General features: G+C 72.6%; 16 protein-coding genes. 5 read left to right on the top strand and 11 right to left on the bottom strand.

Annotation, left to right across the window (positions count from 1 at the left end; genetic code table 11):
- Positions 1–15: 15 nt before the first annotated feature.
- A complete protein-coding gene (locus ACME2J_RS09575) occupies positions 16–804 on the top strand; it encodes an MBL fold metallo-hydrolase (protein WP_495544678.1) in 789 nt (262 codons plus the stop codon).
- Positions 801–1,370, top strand: coding sequence for a TetR/AcrR family transcriptional regulator (locus ACME2J_RS09580; protein WP_495544679.1), 570 nt, complete (start codon positions 801–803; stop codon positions 1,368–1,370). Before ACME2J_RS09575 ends, ACME2J_RS09580 begins: the two co-directional genes overlap by 4 nt.
- Positions 1,371–1,434: 64 nt before the next feature.
- Here ACME2J_RS09580 and ACME2J_RS09585 read toward each other — a convergent pair whose 3' ends face one another.
- Positions 1,435–2,232 carry a hypothetical protein gene (locus ACME2J_RS09585; protein WP_495544680.1) on the bottom strand — a complete coding sequence of 266 codons (798 nt, stop codon included), beginning with the start codon at positions 2,230–2,232 and terminating at the stop codon, positions 1,435–1,437.
- Positions 2,233–2,454: 222 nt separating this feature from the next.
- Between ACME2J_RS09585 and ACME2J_RS09590 the strand changes: the two genes are divergently transcribed.
- Positions 2,455–3,387: a LysR family transcriptional regulator gene (locus ACME2J_RS09590; protein WP_495544681.1), complete on the top strand. Its 933-nt coding sequence runs from the start codon at positions 2,455–2,457 to the stop codon at positions 3,385–3,387.
- Positions 3,388–3,393: 6 nt separating this feature from the next.
- On the opposite strand, the gene ACME2J_RS09595 is transcribed toward ACME2J_RS09590, so the two are convergent.
- The 10 genes from ACME2J_RS09595 to ACME2J_RS09640 form a co-directional block, all read right to left on the bottom strand.
- Positions 3,394–4,329, bottom strand: a complete 936-nt coding sequence (locus tag ACME2J_RS09595) for a hypothetical protein (RefSeq protein WP_495544682.1) — start codon at positions 4,327–4,329, stop codon at positions 3,394–3,396.
- A 10-nt stretch (positions 4,330–4,339) separates the two neighbouring features.
- On the bottom strand, positions 4,340–5,668 hold the full coding sequence (locus tag ACME2J_RS09600) for an MlaD family protein (RefSeq protein WP_495544683.1): 1,329 nt from the start codon (positions 5,666–5,668) through the stop codon (positions 4,340–4,342).
- A gap of 4 nt (positions 5,669–5,672) precedes the next feature.
- Positions 5,673–6,953 (bottom strand): MlaD family protein, encoded by a 1,281-nt coding sequence (locus tag ACME2J_RS09605; protein WP_495544684.1) that lies wholly within the window; start codon positions 6,951–6,953, stop codon positions 5,673–5,675.
- The gene (locus ACME2J_RS09610; protein ID WP_495544685.1) at positions 6,950–8,422 is read right to left on the bottom strand and encodes an MlaD family protein; all 1,473 of its coding nucleotides are present in this window, start codon (positions 8,420–8,422) and stop codon (positions 6,950–6,952) included. Before ACME2J_RS09610 ends, ACME2J_RS09605 begins: the two co-directional genes overlap by 4 nt.
- Positions 8,423–8,424: 2 nt before the next feature.
- Positions 8,425–9,756 carry an MlaD family protein gene (locus ACME2J_RS09615; RefSeq protein WP_495544686.1) on the bottom strand — a complete coding sequence of 444 codons (1,332 nt, stop codon included), beginning with the start codon at positions 9,754–9,756 and terminating at the stop codon, positions 8,425–8,427.
- Positions 9,753–11,237 (bottom strand): MlaD family protein, encoded by a 1,485-nt coding sequence (locus ACME2J_RS09620; RefSeq protein ID WP_495544687.1) that lies wholly within the window; start codon positions 11,235–11,237, stop codon positions 9,753–9,755. The genes ACME2J_RS09615 and ACME2J_RS09620 overlap by 4 nt, the downstream gene beginning before the upstream one ends.
- Positions 11,237–12,592 (bottom strand): MlaD family protein, encoded by a 1,356-nt coding sequence (locus ACME2J_RS09625; RefSeq protein WP_495544688.1) that lies wholly within the window; start codon positions 12,590–12,592, stop codon positions 11,237–11,239. The genes ACME2J_RS09620 and ACME2J_RS09625 overlap by 1 nt, the downstream gene beginning before the upstream one ends.
- 2 nt (positions 12,593–12,594) lie before the next feature.
- Positions 12,595–13,455, bottom strand: a complete 861-nt coding sequence (locus ACME2J_RS09630) for an ABC transporter permease (RefSeq protein WP_495544689.1) — start codon at positions 13,453–13,455, stop codon at positions 12,595–12,597.
- A 25-nt stretch (positions 13,456–13,480) separates the two neighbouring features.
- Positions 13,481–14,359, bottom strand: coding sequence for an MlaE family ABC transporter permease (locus tag ACME2J_RS09635; protein ID WP_495544690.1), 879 nt, complete (start codon positions 14,357–14,359; stop codon positions 13,481–13,483).
- Between the two features lie 320 nt (positions 14,360–14,679).
- Complete coding sequence (locus tag ACME2J_RS09640; RefSeq protein WP_495544691.1) at positions 14,680–15,588, bottom strand: DUF7064 domain-containing protein; 909 nt, start codon at positions 15,586–15,588, stop codon at positions 14,680–14,682.
- A gap of 126 nt (positions 15,589–15,714) precedes the next feature.
- On the opposite strand from ACME2J_RS09640, the gene ACME2J_RS09645 reads away from it, so the two are divergent.
- Positions 15,715–18,015: a PEP-utilizing enzyme gene (locus ACME2J_RS09645; protein ID WP_495544692.1), complete on the top strand. Its 2,301-nt coding sequence runs from the start codon at positions 15,715–15,717 to the stop codon at positions 18,013–18,015.
- A 100-nt stretch (positions 18,016–18,115) separates the two neighbouring features.
- A partial coding sequence (locus ACME2J_RS09650) for a right-handed parallel beta-helix repeat-containing protein (protein WP_495544693.1) occupies positions 18,116–19,084 on the top strand: 969 nt, incomplete at its 3' end.

Below are 19,084 nucleotides of genomic sequence, written 5' to 3' on the forward strand. Positions count from 1 at the left end.
GGAGGCGACGCTCGCATGAGCGACATGCGCATCACGTACATCGGGGGGCCGACCGCGCTCCTCGAGATCGACGGGTGGAGGATCCTCACCGACCCCACGTTCGATCCGCCCGGCAAGCGCTACTTCTTCGGCTGGGGGACCGTCTCGCGCAAGACGCAGGGCCCGGCGATCGGGTTCGACGAGCTCGAGCCGATCGACGCGGTCCTCCTCAGCCACGACCACCACGGCGACAACCTCGACCCGACGGCGCGCGAGCTGCTGCCGCGCATGGGGACGGTCATCACGACCGAGCCGGGCGCGAAGAGGCTCGGCGGCTCGGCGCGCGGGCTCGCGCCGTGGGCGACGACGACGCTCGAGGCCGAGGGCAAGACGCCGATCGAGATCACCGCGACGCCCTGCCGCCACGGCCCGCCGGGCAGCAAGCCGATCGTCGGCACGGTCGCCGGCTTCGCGCTGCGGTGGGACGGCCAGGAGCACGGCGCGTTCTGGATGACCGGAGACACCGTGCTCTACGACGGGCTGCGCGAGGTCCCGAAGCGCATCGACGTCGGGACGGTCCTCGCCCACCTCGGCGGCGTGACGTTCCCGTGGCTCTCGGGCCCGCTGCGCTACACGCTCAACGCCGAGGAGGCGGTCGAGCTCTGCGAGCTCGCCGACCCCGCGACGGTCCTCCCGATCCACTACGAGGGGTGGAAGCACTTCCGTCAGGGACGCAGCGCGGCGGAGCGCGTGCTCGGCGGCTCCGGCCTCGCCGACCGGGTGCGCTGGCTGCCGGCCGGTGAAGCGGCGACCATCGCCGTGTGAGCCGGCCCGGACGACCGACGAAGACGACGCCCGAGGCGTGGGCCCAGGCGGCCCTCGACGAGATCGAGGTCGCCGGGGTCCGCGCCCTCTCGGTCGAGGCGGTCGCCCGGCGGCTCGGGGTGAGCAAGGGCGGCGTCTACCACCACTTCGCCGACCGGCGCGAGCTGCTGCGGGCCGCGCTCGGGCTCTGGGAGCGCCGCCAGGTGACGGAGCTCTCGGCGCGCTACGACGCGATCGAGGACCCGCGCGAGCGGCTGCGCGGCATCCTGCGCTACGCGGCGATCGAGATGGAGCCGACGATCATCGTCCAGCTCCTGGCGGCGACCGACGACCCCGACGTCGCCGCCGTCCTCGCGCGCTCGACCGATGCGCGCCTCGCGTTCCTGCGGCGGATCTTCCGCGACCTCGGGGCGACGCCCGCGGTCGCCGAGCACCGGGCGATCATCACGTACGGGCACTACCTCGGCCTCGCCGAGATCCGCCGCCACGCCGACGTCATCCGCTCGGCGGCGCACATGCGGGCCCACCTGAAGGAGCTCGAGCGCGGCCTGCTCGCGGGGCTCTGAGGGGCGTGAGTGTGGATCCACCCGGCTGGGAGCCGGGTGGATCCACACTCACGGCTCCGGGGGCTCAGGCCGGCGCGAGGTCGCGGTCGCCGGTGGACCGCGACGGCACGCTCTGCGAGAGCGGTTCGCCCGGGACGGAGGCGTCGGGCGCCTCGAAGGTCGCCCCGCGCTCCCGGATGTCCTTGCGCATGTACCACGCGTGAGCGTCGAGCCAGAAGCCCCAGATGGCCATCGGGACGTAGTACCCGAGGACGCCGTCCCAGGCGAACGGCCCGGTCTCGGTCACCGCGCAGCCGTTCGCGGTGACGAGAAGGACGGCGCCGACGACCGAGAACCACGACAGCCAGCGCGGCACCAGCGGCCGGGCTCCCCTGTCGGCGAGCGTGATGGCCGCCGTCGCGAGCATCTGCAGCGCGAGCATCGACCAGCCGACGAGGAACCCGAACCACGCCGCGTCGTTGAGCGCGACCGTGACGTCGGGCTCGGCGACGTCCGAGCGGTAGGCGGCGCCGATCCACAGGCAGCACGAGATGAAGACGAGGAGGACGACGGCGAACCCGCCACCGGCCTGGACGATCGACATGAGCGGCGAACGGCCCTCGCGACGCCAGAGCCAGAGGCTGAGCTGGACGCTGTAGACGAGGAGGAAGCACGTCGCCAGCGCGAAGAGCGACATGCCGATCGTGGTCTCGTACTTGATGCCGGCGTAGTGGGCGGCGAGCTCGGACGGCTCGAGATGCGCTGCGGCCGGGTCGTAGAAGCGGGCGAGCAGGATGAAGCTCGCGAGGGTGAGCAGCGAGAAGATCGGGGCGCACCAGGCGCCGAACAGCTCATATCTCTGCTTCGTGCGAACGGAGAGCATCCAGCATCTCGCTTTCGTGGGGCCGGGAGAAGATGAAAAGCAGGGACGTCGTCACGTGATGGGGGAGCCATCGTTCGTGTCACGCCCCTGCTCAGCCCATTCACGCACGGCGCGCACAGGCGGGCAAGGAGCGATAAGAAAGCGATATCGAGGCCTTGCTCTCGCGCGCGCGCACGCGTTACGATCGGTGGGATCGGCTGAGGATCGTTCGGGAGGAGACCCTTGGACCTGCGGCAGCTCGAGTACTTCGCCACCGCGGCGGAGGAAGGCGGGATCCGTCGCGCCGCGAGGCGTCTCTACGTCGCGCAGCCCGCCGTCACCCAGGCGATCCGGTCGCTCGAGAAGGAGCTCGGCGTCACCCTCTTCGAGCGCAGCCCGCAGGGCGTCCGCCTCACGGAGCCAGGACGCGACCTCCTCGTCCACGCCCACGAGATGCTCGAGCACACGGCGCGGGTCCGTGCCGAGCTCGGGGCACGTCGCTACGACGATCAGCCGACGCTGCGTCTCGGTCTCGCCGCCGGAGCGGTGAGCGCGGGCGAGCTCACCGGCCCGATCCTCCAGAGCTGCTCCGAGGCCGTTCCCGGCGTGACGCTCGTCCCGACGGAGCTCGGCTACCAGGACCAGACGACGCCGATCCTCAACGGCACCGTCGACCTCGCGATCGTCCGTGGCCCGCTCCGCATGCTCCAGGACCGGCGGCTCGTCATCAGCCCGCTCGCGCTCGAGGCGCGCGAGCTCCTCGTCAACGCTCGGCATCCCCTCGCCGATGCGACCCAGCTGGACGTCGACGAGGTCCTCGACGAGGAGACGATCGCTCTCGACGCACCCCCCGAGTGGGGCGGCTACTGGCTCATGGACGACCTCCGCGGACGCGCCACCGCACGCGACCGCGCGCCGCGTGCTCGTACCGTCACGGAGATCCTCCTCATGGTCTCGATGACGCCGACGGTCATCTCGATCCCCGCCTCGATGACGCGCTGGGAATCAGGGCCGCTCGTCCGGGCTGTCCGTCTCGACGGAGCGCCCGCGTGCGAGATCGGCATCGCCTGGCGCGCCGACGACACGCGACCGCAGATCGGGACGCTCGTCGATGCGGCGTGCCGCACCGCGAGCGACAACATCGGCCTGCTGAGCGGCGGCGCGGTCCCCGCCTGAGAGCGCTCAGCTCTCGTAGCGCCAGGCGTCGACGAGCTCGCCCGCCTCCTGGGCCAGCTCGTGGAGCCGCGCGACCTGCTCCTCCTCGAGCGGCTCGCGAGCGGCGGCGGTCGCGAGGCGGGTCACCTCTTCGCGCGCTGCCGCGAAGCGCTCCCAGCAGCGCAAGGCGTGCCCGTGGAGCGCCTCGTCGGCGAGCTCGGCGCCGAGGAGGCGATGCGCGCCCTCGAGGCTGATCGCGGCCGCGCGGGCGCGGCCGCTCTCCACGTCCACGACCGCGCGCAGGACGAGCTCCTCCCCCTCGCAGCAGCGGGCGCGGCCGGCGAGCACCGCCGCCATGCCCTGCGTCGGCAGCAGACGCAGGCCGCGTCCGACGCGAGGCGCGACGGGCGGCTCCGCGACGACGGCCTCCTCCCAGCGTCCGAGCTTGACGTCCTTCGCGGCGCCGATGCCGACGCGCGTCACCCGCGGGTCGCGCCGCGTCACCTCGCGGGTGTACGGATCCGCAGCGCACGTGCGGTAGGCGGCGATCGCCCGGTTGACGTCGCCGAGAGCCTCGACCACGCGCCGCTCGCGCTCCTGCGCCGACCCGCGCACCGTCGCGAAGAGGCTGCGCGCCTCCTCTCGCGTCCGCACCATCTCGGTCGCGCGGATGACCGTGGCGAGGAGGAGCGGGACGGGCGCCGGCTCCCCCTCGTCGGCGAGCTTCGCGCGGTCGCGCGTGAACCAGCGCCCCGCCTGCGCAGGCCGAGCCTGCTCGAGCGAGACGACGAGGACGTCGGAGGTGCCGAGGCGCGGGTCCTCCTCGGGTGCCGCGTCCTCCCGCGGCGGAGGCTCCGCCGCGGTCTCGCCCGGCCGCAGGGCCGGCCGCAGCGTGTAGCGGCCGACCGGCGGACCGATGTCGTGAGAGAACTCGAACTGGACGAACGGAAACCGCGGCTCCACGCCGGGCACGCTATCCGGCCGGTCCGACGCGCGGGTACTGCCCGTCGAAGTTCTCGGGCTCGTTCGCGCTTCCCGGCTTCGGGTACGGGTTCTCGCGGCGGTCGATGAAGCGGCTCATGCCGCCGACGTCCTCGAAGGCGGCGACGAGCTCCTTCAGCTCCTTCGGGTAGTTCGTGAACTGCCGGTCGCCGATCATCGGATGGACGCGAACGATGTCGCCGAGCGCGTCGCGAGAGTCGATGACGCCGCCGACGTTGCTGAAGAAGGCCCCCACCTCGCCCGCGTACGGACGGAGATAGGCGACCGCGGGGTTCGCTTCACGCAGGACCGCGTCGAGAGCGGGCAGGACGCGCTCGAGCGCCGTGGCCGCCGGCCCGAGCTCCTCGAGGAGCGGGTCGGCGGCCTCGAGGAACGGCGGGAGCTCCTCGAAGAGCCGGCGACCGTCCCTGGCGGCGGGCGCGAGATCGCGGACCGCCGGGGCGAGGTCGTCGGTCGCCGACGCGAGCTTCGCGACGACCGGCACCGCCCTCGTCGAGAAGCCGCCGAGGCGGTCGACGCTCTCGCGGGCCTGGGCGAGCGTCGGCTCGAGCTGCTCGAACATCTCGCCGAGCTCCTCGTCCCGGGCCGCGACGATCTCCGCGGTCCGCTTGCCGGACGTGATGAGTCGCCGGAGATCGTCCGTCCGTGCGCCGAACGCCTCCAGGACGCGTCCGGACTCGTCGACGAGAGCAGCGAGCTGACGGCGCTGAGGAGCGAGAGCCTCCATGAGCCGCCCGCCGTCCGCGATGGTCGGGCGCAGGGCGCCCGCGAGGCGGTTGAGCTCGTCCCCCCGGCCGTCGAGAGCACCCCCGACGGAGCGGATCGTGGTCTGCAGGTCCCGCCGCGTCTCAGGGGTGACGGCGCTGAGGATCCGCTCGAGCGGCACCGCCTCCTCGGCGGCGGCGAGTGGGAGCCCCGATCCCTCCGGCAGCTCTCCCCTCTCGGGCGTGCCCGGCTCGATGTCGAGATAGCTCTCTCCGACGAGCGTCTTCGTCCGGACCCGGATGGTCGCGTCCTGATAGATCGGAGCCTGGTCCTCCTCCTCGATCTCGAGCGTGAGGAAGGAATCCGTGCCGCGGGGCACGATCTCCGTCACCCGGCCGACCTTCACCCCGTCGCGACGCACGTCGGCGTTCGGCACGAGGTTGAACGCGTCAGGGACGACCGCGTTGATCTCGTACGGATCGTGCAGCGGCCCCCGCCCCCCGGCCATCGTGTAGAGGAAGTAGAAGATCGCGCAGCAGATCGCCGCGAAGCCGAGCAGCGCCCCGACCTTCTGAAGCTTGTTGTGGACCCTCATGCGATCACCCCTCGCCCTCGGTGAGGCTGTCCGTGCACCGCGGGAGCGCCCGCGTGTTGAGGCCGGGCACCTCGCCGTCCGTCGCCCCGTCGACGTCGATCGTCATCTCCGCGCGCGGGAAGGCGCCGAGGCTGTCCTGGAACTTGAACACCGACAGCGTGTGGTGCAGGAAGCTCTGGAGGACGTCCTTGCAGCCGTCGACCTGCTTCGTGAGCCGGTCGTACTGCGCCGCCTGAGGCCGCAGCGTCCCGAACGCGCCCTCGAGCGAGTCGGAGGTCGGCACGAGCTGACGGGCGAGAGGGCGCAGGTCGTTGACCGCGGGCCGCAGCCGCTCGAGAGCGGGCGAGGCGTCGCGCCCGAACCGCTCGAGGCCGCGGAGGCCCTTCTCGAGCTCGCCGGTGACGGGCTCCAGCTCGCGCAGCGCCGGATCGAGCTCCTCCGTGAGCGCCCGGACGCTGGCGAAGGACGTCCGCATCGACCGCAGCGTCGGCGGGATCCGGCCGATCGTGGCCCGCAGCGCATCGTCCTCGCGGGCGAGGGTGCCGAGCGCCTCGTCGCCCCGTCGCACGAGCGTCGTGAGCTGGCCGTCCCGGCGGGCGAGCGAATCGGCGAGCCCGCCGAAGTTCGAGACGACGTCGCGCACGTTGCGCTCGCGCTCGGCGAGGACCTTCGTCGCGTCCTCGGCGACGTCGAGGAACGGCGCGACCTCGGCGAACGCGGTCCGCAGCTTCTCGCCGCCGTCGGGGAGAGCCGTCCCGAGCTCATCGAGGAGGATGCCCAAGCGCTCGCGGGTGTCGGCCTGGAACGTGTCGAGCACCCGCGAGATGTCGACCGGCGTGATGATGTTGTCGGCGGGCAGGATCTCGTCCTCGGTCGCCCGTCCCGCCGCCTCGCTCCCGCGATCCGTGATGTTGACGTAGAGGTCCTGGAGGGGAGTCACCGGTCGCACCTGCGCGCGCATGTCGCGGTAGATCGGGGCGAACTCCTCGTCGATGCGCAGCGTGAGGACGGCCTCTCCGTCCACGAGGTCGACGCTGTCCACGACGCCCGCACGCACGCCGGCGACGCGGACCTGGTGCTTGCCCTCGGCGACGCCCTTCGCGTCGTCCACCGCGACGCGGATCGTCTCGTAGCTCGCCCACGGCCGGGCGAACGTCATGTTCTTCGCGATCACGCTCGCGCAGATCGCCCCCGCGATGCAGAACAGGGCGAAGAACACCATCGGCCGCGTCGAGCGGCGGATCTCGAGCAGGAGGCGGCTTGCGCGCGCCGAGCGACCGCTCATCGGGACCTCCCTCCGAGGACGTCGGACAAGGCATCGAGGACGGCGCCGGACACGCGATCGCGCGCCTTGGACGCGGGCCGCTGCTCGGCGGCCTCGCGCGACGACGACGTGTCGTTCGGGGTCACCGCCGGGTCGGGCGGCGCCGCCGGGATCCCGAGCGCCGCGCCGAGCACGCGCTGCAGATCCGCGCAGTCGAGCTCGAGCGTCTCGGGGAAGTCGAGATGGCACGGCGCGAACGCGGCGGCCCGCGGGCCCGAGCGCACCGCGTCGAACCGCTGCGTGTGTCCGAACACGTCGAACTGCTGCGCGCTGCTCGCGACGGTCGCCGCCACCGGGCCGACGCTCTGGAAGTTCTTGATCTCCGTCTCGGGGTCGACGGTGTCGAGCCACGGCAGGATCGAGTCCTCGGCGCGGGTCACCGTCGGCATGAGCCCTTCGAGGAGGGCGCTGCCGTCGTCGGAGGCGGCCTCGAGGCGCCGGAGCGCCGGCCGCAGGTCGCCGAGGAGCGGGCGCGCATCGTCGAGAACCGGGTCGAGCCGGCGCAGGGCGGGGCGCAGCGTGGCCGCCGCTTCGTCGATGCGTGCGACGCCCGGGCGCAGCGCGGCGGCGACCGGATCGAGCTCGTCGAGCGTCGTCCGCACCCGGGCCATCGTCACGCGGGTCGCGTCGAGGGCGGCCGGCGCCTCGCGGAGCATCGCGCGGAGATCACCGCTCCGGGCGGCCGTCGCCGCGAGGCTCCCCGACGCGCCGTCGACGAGCCGGCCCAGCTCGTCATCGCTGCGGGCGAGCACGCCGGCGAGCCGGCTCACCGAGCGGACCGTCGCGCTGAGATCGCCCGATCCGCGCCCGCGGAGCGCGCCGAGGCCGGGGCCGATCTCGCGCATCGCGGGCGACAGGCGATCGACCACGCCGCCGAGCGCGTCCTCGTCCTCGAAGCCTTCGTCGAAGGCGCCGATCATCCTCCGGATGCCGGTCCGGCTCGGGGTGTCGAGCGTCGCGAGCACCTCGTCGAGCTCGACCTGGCTCGTCGTGCGGTCGCGGGGGATGACCTGGTCGCCGAGAGGCCGCGGGGACGAGCCGGGATCGAGCTCCACGTAGAACTGGAACCCGAGCAGCGTCCGCCAGAAGATCGACGCCTCGGCATCGTCGCGGATGTCGATGCCGTGCTCGTCATCGATCCGCATCTTCACCGTGACGCCGCGCCCGTCGGCGTGACGCTCGGCGCTCTCGATCTTCCCGACGTCGACGCCCTTCACGCGCACGACCGAGGTCGGAAGCTCGATGTTGGGCGCGGCGTCGAACTCGGCGGTGATGACCTGCCCGCCCTTCGGGAGCGGCAGGAAACCGCCCCCCGTGAGCATGTAGGTCATCGCGAAGACGAAGACAGCTGTGACGAGGAGCCCGTTGCGGACCGGTCGCGGCCGGTCGATTCCCGGGACGTGCTCGAAGCGCTTGCGCAGCCACTCCATGGCTACTTCCCTCCCTTCGTGGTCCGGGAGCAGGGCCGGGCGTAGGCCTCCGACGTGTTCGCGTAGAGGATGTCGCCGAGCTGGTTGTCCTTCGCGAACTCGCCGGTCCCGTAGAACGTCTCGGGCGTCGGCGACGAGACGTTGAAGCGCAGGACGCCGCCGGCCTCGCTGCCGTAGGCCATCATGCTTCCCCAGCGCTCCCCGAAGGCGACGAAGTCGCACCCGTGGAGCCCGAGCTTCTTCACGAGCGGCGTGGCCTCCTCGAAGAGGGTGTCGAGGTTCGGGAGCGCCCGGTCCGCGGCGCGGAGCAGCTCGAGCGTCGGGTCGACCGCCTCGCCGGCGAGCTCCACGGTCTTCTCGGCCGCGCGAAGCCCGGGGCGCGAGACGTCGAGGAGCGCGCTCGTCTCGCGGAGCGCGACGGGCGCGGGGCGCAGCGTCGACTGCAGGCCGCCGGAGAGCCGGGCGAGCTGCCCCGCGAGCGCGTCGACGGGGGCGAGGTCGTCGCGCACGGCGCGCAGCGCGCTCGGAGCCTGCTCGAGCGTGCCCTGGACGCTGTCGCGCGACTCGGAGAAGGGCCGCAGCGCCTCGGCGCCCGGCCGGAAGGCCTCGCCGAGCTCTCGGCGCACCGGGTCCGCCGCGCTCGCGGCGCTCTCACCGCCGCGGATGAAGCCGCGTGTCGCGCCCTCGCGGTCCGCGAGCTCGCCGAGGACCTCCTCGGTGTCGGCGAGCATTCCGGGGGCCGCGCCGAGCGCCTCGTTGAGATCCTCGCCGCGCCCCGCGAGACCCTGGCCCATGCCACGCAGGAGGGGCTTGGCCCGGGCGCGCGTCTCGTCGTCGAAGGTCCCGAGCACCTCGTCGAGGGCCGTCGTCGCCGACGTCTGCTCGACGGGGATGGCCGCGCCGTCGTCGAGCGGCCGGCCCTTCTGGCCCGGCGTGATGTCGACATAGCGGACGCCGACCGCGCTGCGCGGACGGACCTCAACGGTCGTGTCCGAGAGCAGCGGCCCGAACTCGGGATCCATCTGGAGGTCCACGACGGCGTTGCCGTCGTCGTCGATGCGCGGGTCGAGGACCTGACCGGCGAGGCTGCCTCCGATCCGGACCTGCGAGTGCGGTGTGAGGTTGTCGGCGTCGGCGAACGTCGCGGACACCGTGTAGTAGCCCCGCCCGGGGACGGCGTTGGGCGCGTTGTAGGCGATCGCGACCATCACGACGATGGCGCCGACGCCGAGGACCCCGAGGGTCACCATGAAGCCTCGGCCGCGACGGACGGAGGCGGCACGGGCGCCGGGGCGCACGGCGACGGGGAGGAGGTCTCGCAGACGTTCTCTCATGGCCCCAGGAGGTAGTTGAAGAGCGTGTTCACGTCGTCGGGCCGCGGGGACTTCTTGCCGCCCGACCCGCCGAGGACGCCGGAGACGATCGACTCGACGCTCTTCGGCAGGTCGTCGAGGGCCTTCTGCGGCTGCTCGAGCAGGTCCTCGGTGAGCGTCTCGACCGTCTTCGGCAGCGAGGGCCGCGGAGCCGGTGGCGCCGGCTGCGGTGCGTCGGGGCGCGACGGCGCGGGGGCCGGGGCCTCGCCGCCCGACTTCGGCTTGCGGCGCTTGCGCGTCGCGGGCTCGTCGAGCCCCATGCGCTCCATGTACCGCGTGATCGCGCTCGACACGAGCGTCTCGTCGAAGGTCAGGCGGAGTCGGAAGACGTGGCCGAGGCTGTCCTCGCTGTCGATGACCCCGGCCCACCCGTTGACGAAGTTGAAGAACTCGATGAGTCCCTTGCCGCCGTCGAGAGCGTCGACGAACGGCTGGGTGTCGCTCGCGAAGGTCGCGAGACGACCGACCGTCGGGCGCAGCTTCTTGACGAGGGGGGTGCCGCGGCGACCCAGGGAGGTGAGCGACGGGGCGACGCGCTCGACCGCGGCGAGCGTGCCGTCGGCGTCGTCGACGAAGCCGGGGATCCGCTCGAGCGTCGACGCGAGAGCCGGCGAGCTGCGGCGGAGGTCGCGGCTGGCCGGAGTGAGGCGGTCCGCGGCGACTCGCAGGTCGTCGAGCGTGGCGCCGAGGCGCGCGAGCGCGGCGGGGGCGGTCCGGACGGCCTCGCCGAGATCCTCCCGGCGCGCGGCGACGGTCTCGAGCGCGCCCGCGGTGCTCTCGACGAACTCGCCGAGGTCGTCGCGCCGCTCGTGCATCGAGGCGATGACGCGATCGCCGCGCACGACGAGCGACTCGAGGGCCTCGTTCTCGTCGGCGACCTCGCGGATGACCTTGCGCGCCTCGTCGAGCGCCGGCGGCAGGTCCTCGAGGACGGCGTTGAAGTCCGCGCCCCGGCCCGCCATCGCGACGCCGGCTTCGCTGATGAGGAGGCGCAGGCCGGTGCGTGTGTCGGGATCGAGCGTGTTGAGGACGTCGTCGAGCTCGACGGGAACTCCGGTGCGCTTCTCGGGGATCACGCTCTCGGACGGCAGCGGCCGATCGCTGTCCCCGAGGTCGAGGTCGACGTACTTCTCGCCGAGCAGGTTCGCCGGACGGACGTTCGCGGTCGCGCCCGCGCCGATCGGTCCGACTCCGTCGTCGAGCTCCATGCGCACACGCGCGTCGTCGTTCTCGTCGACCGTGATCTCCTCGATCGTGCCGGCGGCGACGTTGCCGACCTTGACGGTGTAGTTCTTGAGGATGCCGCCCGCGTCGTCGAACGTCGCGTACACGACGTACTTGCCGCTGTCGCCGATCACCTTCGTGGCGATCGCGACGGCGCCGGCGAGCGCGGCGGCGGCGACGACGATGACCGGCAGGTAGCCGGTGATGTATCGGCGCATCAGGGGGTCCCTCCGTTCGCGTCCGGGTCCGCGGACGCGGTGAGGCCCTTCTCGGTGATCCCGCACTCGGGAAGGAACCACGGCTTGCCGGCGTTGTAGCCGGGTGGGCGGACGAGGGCATACCCCTGCCCGGTGAGCTGCTGCTGCTGCTGCGGATCGATGACCGGAGTGGAGCTCACGGGGATGTTCCCGAAGTTCGCCCAGACCCGGCCGATCGTGCCGTCCCCGTCGTAGCCCTTCGGCCAGCTCGTCCAGGTGGAGAGCAGGCCCGCGATCTCGGGCGCGTAGGGCCGGATGCACCCGACCATCGGGGCGAGCTTCTCGAGGACCGGCGCGGCGACCGGGGCGAACGCGCTGCCGTCGGAGAGCAGCTTCGTGATGTCGGGGGCCGCCTTGCGCGCCGTCCGGAAGGTCGAGACCGCGGAGGGCACGACGTCACGCAGCCCGGCGAGCGCGGGCCGCAGGTCGCGGCCGAGGGGTCCGAGGGCGTCGGCCCCGGGAGCGAGGTCGGCGACGAGCGCGTCGAGGCCGCCGATGCTCTCGTCGAGGCGCCGGAGCGTCGTGCGCGTCTCGTCGAGGGCGGGACCGACGCGCTCGAGAGAGCTCTCCACGCCGCCCGCGTCAGACGCGAAGGCGTCGAAGGTCGTCGCGGCCCCCGAGACGAGCTGCCGGATCCGCGCGTCACGCTCGGCGAGCTCGCCCGTGACCCGCTGGGCGTTGAGGACCATCGACACGAGCGCCCTCTCGTCGCGCACCAGCTCGTTCGCGAGGCCGCCGACGGCGTCGAGTCCCGGCGCCGTGTCGCGGATCGCCTTCGAGAGCTCGTCGTCGCGGGTGCTGAAGATCTCGGCGGATCCCGCGGCGAGGCCCTGGGCGTTCGCGCGGGTCTCGCGGTCGAGCATGTCGAAGACCTGATCGAACTCGACGGCCTCGACCGTGTCCTCGTTCGCGATGATCCCGTTCTCCGGGAGCGGCGACGCATCGTCGGGCCCCGGGACGAGCTCGACGTAGCGGGTCGCGTTGCCGACCGTCGTCCCGAACCGCATGCGCGCGGTCGTGCCCTCGCTCAGAGGCCACGCGTCGTCGTCGATGCCGAGCGTGAGGACGGCATGGCCCTCCTCGTGAGCGACGTCGTGGATCTTCCCGACGTCCATGCCGGCCATCCGGACGTCGAGGCCCTTGTACATGCTCGGCGCCTCGGTGAACACCGCGCGCACCTCGTGCGAGGCGGTCCGCGTGCCGACCACCCAGATCATGAACACGACGACGACGACGAGGCCGACGACCGCCCACGGGTAGTCGAGGAGGAGCCCGACGGCGCGCCGCGGGCCGGAGATCGAATCCGCGCTCCGCATGCTCAGCCTCCGACCGGAGCGTTCGGCGCCGCACCCCAGATGAGCGCGGTGAGGCCCATGAGGACGACGTGGAGGAGGACGAGGTTGAGGATCATCGACCGCGCCGTCGCCGTGCCCACGCCCACGGGTCCGCCCCGGGCCCGGTAGCCGTAGAACATCCCGATGATCGCGATCATGATCCCGACCGTGCTCAATCGGAAGAAGCCGGCGATCTGATCCCCTGGCCCGGTGAAGCTCCAGTGGACCGTCTCCCATCCGCCCTGCGAGACCTCCCGGATCTGCAGGATGAGCATGATGTAGTTGCCGAGGTAGTAGAAGCCGGTGACGAGGAAGAAGAACGCCGGCAGGCAGATGACGACGGCCACGAGTCGCGTCGCGACGACGTAGGTCATCGGGTCGAGGCCCATCGACTCCATCGCGTCGATCTCGTCCTGGATGCGCATCGCGCCGATCTCGGCGGCGAGGCCGCACCCGACCTTCGCGGCGAAGATGTAGCCGAAGATGTGCGGCACCATCTCGCGCCCGCAGTACGACGTGAACACGCCGGAGTAGACGGTCGCGCCGTAGCCGCGCAGGACGTAGTTCGCCTCCGTCCCGCAGAGGACGCCCATCATCAGCGCCATGAAGATGACGACCGCGGACGTGCCGGTGATGAGGATCCCCGCCTGCCGGAGGATCTCCGCGGAGTAGCGCCAGACGCCGCTCGTCGCGCGCAGCGCGCGGAAGGTGAAGACGCCGAGCTCCGAGGCCTCGTCCAGATAGCGGCGGACCGGTGCGACGAAGCCCGTGGCGAGACGCTCGCCCGCGGGGGGCCCGCCGTAGACGCCGCGAAGCTGGTGGTCCCGGCTCGTTGCTGCTTCCATGAGTCGTCGGCTCCTTCCTCGGACCTCAGTGGAGGTTCCCGGTCTCCGGGAACGCGGCGAGGAGGATCGCGGTGAACAGGTTGTTGAAGGCCCAGATCCCGCAGAACGCGATGACGACGGCCTGATTGACCCCGCGGCCGACGCCCTGAGCGCCGCCGCTCACGTTGAGGCCCTTGTAGCAGCAGGCGATCGCGATGATGAACCCGAACGCCGTCGTCTTGAGGACCGCCCCGAAGAGATCGGGGAAGGTGAAGTTCGAGGTGAACGTCGCGAAGTACCCCGCGAGCGTCTCCTGCCAGATGAGGACCGTGCAGATCGCGCCGCCGAGGATCGCGACGGTGAGCGCGATGATGTTGAGGAACGGCGTCACGATCCCCAGCGCGAGGAAGCGAGGCGTGACGATCTCCCGCACCGGGTCGAGGCCCAGGGTCGCGAGCGCGTCGAGCTCCTCCCGGACCTTGCGGGCGCCGAGGTCGGCGCAGACGGCTGCGCCGGCGACGCCGGCGACGACCATGCCGGTGATCCAGCCGGCGAGCTCGCGCACCGATGCCATGACGAAGAACGCGCCCTGGCGATCGATGGTCCCGAAGATCGAGGTGATGTTCGACGCCTGGAGGCCGGGGGCGCCGTAGCCGAACGCGAGCGTCGAGATGACGACGGGGACGATGCAGCGCCGCAGCACGAGCCACGACTCCTCGATGAACTCGTCGCGCCACGAGTAGGGCGGCGAGAAGGTCGCGACCGATGCCTTCCCGGTGAGGATCATCATCGCCGCGACCTGCTCGAAGAACCCGGCGATCGAATCGGCGATCCGCGCCGTCGGCGTGCGCGTCGTGATGGGCTCGGGCGGAGCGCCCGAGGGCCGCGGAGCCGTCCGCGGTCCGGTCGTCGTCGTCGTGCTCATCTCTCTCCCTCGCCGGACGGGCGGCGGCGGCGATCGCCTCCTCCCCGGTGCGGCGATGTGCATGTTCGCCCGCGCTCGGCGGCGGTCGCGCCTCACCATCGGGGTATCGCGCCCCCCCCCTCGGGGCACGAAACACTGAAAGCAGGTGCATAGTTCGAAGCTGCACGCCAGTGATCGCTCTGCGCGATCACCTCGCGCTGTGGACGCGCGTCGGGACCAGCTGTCACCGACCGCGCGTGCGTGGCGTGTGACGGCTCGCTCGTTCGCCGACGCGTCCTGTGCCGAGCTGGTCGCTCAGCGCGTCGGGTGCAGCCGTGCGGTCACACCGACGCGCGACCGGCGCTGCGCACCTGGCGCTCGGCGTAGGCCTTGTCCCAGCCGCACTCGAGGTGGACCGCCGCCTCGGCCCCGTCGATCCTCCCCGCGCAGCCGGCCTCGCGGAGCGACGCGGACCCCGCGTCGAAGGCGAAGAGAGCGAACCGCCGGGCCGACACGGCGGTGGTCCGACCGGCGGCGTCCTCGATCTCGAGGTCCGCGTCGGTCTGCAGGAAGGCGTCGTCGTACCGCACGTCGGCGCGGACGCGCTGCGCCGGAGCGAGCGTCCCGTCGCGGACGACGTACCCGTGCGTCGTCGTCGTGCCGCGTCCGTGCATGAGCATCACGTTGAAGGAGCTGCGCCCGTCGGCAGTCCACCCGCTGCACCACTTCCAGTCCTGGATCGCGCCCCAGTCGCGCGTACCCCAGGAGTGGTCGCGATGGCCGTGCGCATCGACCGGGATCTCCTCGCCGCCGACGACGAGTCGCCCCCTCACCCGGCAGGACTGCTCGAAGCGGTCGTCGGCGACGAACGAGGGGCACGGGTCCTCGTTGTCGAGGTAGGAGAAGGGGTCGTGTGCGCCCTCGAACACGAGCTCGATGAGGTTCTCACCCTCGGCGAAGCGCAGCTCCGCGCGCTCCATGAGCGGCGCATGGCGAAGGGTGAGACCGCCGACCGACCAGTCGTCGAAGTCGGCGCCTCCCGCCGGGACGCCGTCGGTCGCCGAGAGGAGCCGCGTGCCGTCCCCGTCGACGACGGTCGCGAGCGCGCCTGCCAGATCCTCGCCGCTCACCCACGTGTAGAGGAAGACCATGAGGCCCTGCTCCGGGAGCACCGTCCCGTAGAACAGGCTCTCGCGCGCGTGCGGCTCCTGTCGCAGCTGATGGCGGAGGTCGTCGCTCGGAGCGGGCATGTCGGCGACCCTATCGGCGGCGAGATGCTCCCCGCGAGGGCCCGAAGTCCCCCGGGGGTGGCACGCACCCACGCACGCCGGCGATCTAGCGTCTCGCCACAGGCCGGCAGCGACAGGAGAGGCGACATGGCGACCGATGGATTCCACGAGGCCGGGACGGGTCTCACGGTCTTCGAACACGACGAGATCGTCGAAGGGCCCGTGGTGTGGCTCGACTCGCCGGAGGCGGTCCTCGAGTTCGTCGGCCGCGACGATGCGTCGGAGTGGATCGTCCTCGCCCGCGGCGGGACGACGACCTTCCTCACCCCCGCGCTCACGGCCGGCGTCCGTGCGGTGATGACCCTGCAGGGCTCGCCGGAGAGCCATCTCGGCATCCTCGCCCGCGAGTACGGGATCCCCTGCCTCATGTCCGTGGCGTTCTCGGAGGGCGTCCGCAGCGCCCGCGGCGAGGTCATCCCCGCCGACGGCGTGTGCGTCCGCGTCGACGCCACGAGCTGGCCGCAGGGGCGCGTGAGCGTCGAGGACGGCGCGCCGATCGTCGAGGGGGAGGCGGCGGCCCCCGCCGAGGACCCCGAGGCCGCCGCGCAGGCCGAGATGGTCGCCCGGCTGATGGCGGCCTACAACGGCGAGATCCCGGGCGGGGCGGCCGGGGACCGCGTCCTGCGCCGCCGGCTGCGCACCGCGGTCGTCGAGACCGACGAGGCGAGCATCCGCCGCGACCTGTCGCCCGACGAGATCGGCGACTTCCTCACCTACGCCGGCTGGAACCTCTGGGACCTCATCGCGGCGCGCCAGACCGAGGGCGAGTCCGGCCTCATCCCCCGGCAGGAGTACGAGACCGTCTCCTTCGTCCAGGGCTGGGCGACCTACGCGTCGTGGTACCGGCGCATCGAGGAGGCGATCGGCGTCGACGGGATCGTCGAGCTCGGTGGGCTCCCGCGGCGGGAGATCGGCACGAAGGTCAACCACGTCCACCACTGGGCGCACATGACGCCGCTGCTCGGCCGAGGCATCGCGACGACGATGGGCCTCGAGTCACCGGAGGACCGTCTCGACGACCTCGCGACGATCATCCAGTTCCAGCGCCGGGTCCAGCACGGGCTCTGGGGCGGCGGACCGGGGTTCGTCTCAGGACGCGGCTACACGACGCCGATCCTCGACCGCAGCTGGCTCGACCGCTTCCGCGACGAGGAGCGCCGGCTCGACGAACCGGAGGCGCTCGAGGCGTTCCGGCGCTTCAACGCGACGACCGAGCTCTGCGGATTCCTCATCCACTACGACTGTCGCGCGGGGCTCTGCGACACGGGCCCCTATCCGCTCGAGGACGGCGGGTTCATGATCGTCCGTGACCACTTCCTCCACGAGCCGACGTACGAGTGGGCCGCGGTCGTCGACGACCTGCCGCACTGCGTGACCCAGGCGATGTTCTTCCGCCCGGACGGCGAGCAGGAGATCGCGATCAACGACATCGCGACGACGTTCGCGAAGCCGGCCAACTACCTCAGGCACCTCAGCGGGGCGGTCGTCTACGCCCGCGACCGCTGGGACACGCCGATGTCGGACGTCCGGGTGCTCGAGGCCGACGAGATGGAGCGCATCGTCGGCCGCTGCAACGACGCGATGACCGATCTCTACTCCTCGATCGGTTCGCTGTCCTGGGACGAGCGGATCCGCAACGGCGCGAGGGTCTACTGCCGCGACTTCGTCATGCCCTACGCGCGGCGGGCCGGCGTGTGGGACGAGTTCCTCGCCGACGGGTTCGACGACCTCGCCCCGCTCACCGAGAAGGCCTACCCCGCGCTCGTCGGCGGCGAGGCGCAGGAGCTCCTCGGCGGCGTCTTCCTCACGGGGCTCGGCATCCTCCCCGGCGGGGGGCTGCCCCAGGGCGAGCCGCTGTCCGCGGAGGCGACCGCCGCGCTGCACGCGCTCGCGATCCGCGGCAGCCTCGCCGAGGTCCCGGGCGACGTCGAGACGCTCGTCGACGACGGACTCGCGACCGCGACCCCCTCGGGGTTCATGCTGACGGCCGCCGGCCGGCTGCGACACGAGGCGGCGCTCGCGGCCGAGCGCGAGGCCGTCGACACGGAGGCGCTCGAGCGCGTCTACGACCGGTTCCTCGAGATCAACGGACGGATGAAGTCCGTCCTCGCGCAGGGGCACGGCGGCGGCGGGCAGGACGAGCTGCTCGGCTCGGTCGGGCAGCTGCTCGAGACGGTCGAGCCCGCGCTGCGGCGCACGTCGGCGCAGATCGCCCGGTTCGGCGGCTACCAGGAGCGGCTGCGAGCGGCCTTTCGTCGCGCGCAGGCGGGCGAGCCCGCGTTCCTCACGGACCCCACGGTGGACTCGGTCCACAACGTGTGGATGGAGGTCCACGAGGACTTCCTGCGGGTTCTCGACCGCTCCCGGGAGCTCGAGGGGAGCTACTGAGGGATCGGGAGAGCGGCAGCGCTCGCCGCGGCGACCGGCCGTCTGCTGGACCTCGTGCACCCCGCGCGTCATCTTTCGCGGGGTCCTCCGTTGAGCAGACATGACCCCACGCGCCGCCCTCCTCGCCCTCGCCGCGACCGCCGCCCTCCCGGCGTCGGCGTCCGCCGCCGACATCGCCGTCACGAGCACCGCCGACGGAGCCGGGGACTGCTCGCCCGGCAGCCCGACCTGCACGCTCCGCCAGGCGCTCCTCGACGCCAAGGGACTCCCCGGCCGCGACGCCGTCCACCTCGCGCCCGGCACGTACGTCAACACCGGCCAGGACTTCATCCTCGCGATCGGCGAGCAGGTGGACGTCGTCGGCGCCGACCCGCGGACGACGACGATCGCGGAGGTCTCGGGCGGCGACGGCCGCGTCTTCCTCGTCGAGAAGGACGCGTCGCTGCGCCTCTCGGGGGTGACGGTCACCGGTGGCCGCGACGCCTCGGGCGTGCTCCTCTTCGGCGGCGGGAACGAGCTGCGCGCGACGCGCTCGGTGTTCGCGGGGAACACCGCCGCGCAGGGCGGCGCGATCAACGCGACCGGCGGGGCGACCGTGGCGCTCGACGCGACGACGATCCACGGCAACACGGCGACGGCGAGCGGCGGCGGCGTCCGGGTCATCGGCGCGACGACGTCGCTCCTCGTCGAGCGCTCGACGATCACCGGCAACGCGGCACCCGCCGGCGGCGGCATCGCGGTCGAGAGCGGCGCGGCAGCGATCTCGCGGTCGACGGTCGCGGGCGCGCTCGGCGGCGGCGCCGACGTCCACACGTCGGCGGGCGCCGGCGTCCAGGTGCACGCGACCGCCCTCGGCGGGTGCACCGGCGCGGCCGTCACGTCGCTCGGGTCGAACGTCGACGCGGGCCTCGGCTGCGGGCTCGGCGCGCCCGGCGACCGCAGCGCGACCGACCCCGCGCTCGCCCCTCTCGGCGACGTCGGCGGCGTGACCCCCGTGCTCCACCCGCTGCCGGGCAGCCCGCTCGTCGACGCCGACGCCACGTGCGCCGGCGGGTTCGACCAGCGCGGC

The sequence above is a fragment of the Paraconexibacter sp. genome (genome assembly GCF_059438195.1).